Origin of the sequence: Pseudoduganella guangdongensis (assembly GCF_009857475.1) — a bacterium.
In the GTDB taxonomy this organism is placed as follows: domain Bacteria; phylum Pseudomonadota; class Gammaproteobacteria; order Burkholderiales; family Burkholderiaceae_D; genus Rugamonas; species Rugamonas guangdongensis.
Genome location: NZ_WWCJ01000075.1, coordinates 1 through 256, shown reverse-complemented (window position 1 = coordinate 256; position 256 = coordinate 1). Strand labels below are relative to the sequence as shown.

Below are 256 nucleotides of genomic sequence, written 5' to 3'. Positions count from 1 at the left end.
AACCCCGGGAGGGGAGTGAAATAGATCCTGAAACCGTGTGCATACAAACAGTAGGAGCCTCGTAAGGGGTGACTGCGTACCTTTTGTATAATGGGTCAGCGACTTACATTCAGTGGCGAGGTTAACCATATAGGGGAGCCGTAGAGAAATCGAGTCCGAACAGGGCGCCAGTCGCTGGGTGTAGACCCGAAACCAAGTGATCTATCCATGGCCAGGTTGAAGGTGCGGTAACACGCACTGGAGGACCGAACCCACT

1 rRNA gene is annotated in these 256 nt (G+C 53.5%); it reads left to right on the top strand.

Annotated features, from left to right (window positions below):
• Nucleotides 1-256 (top strand): 23S ribosomal RNA (locus GTP41_RS26905); the annotation flags it as partial.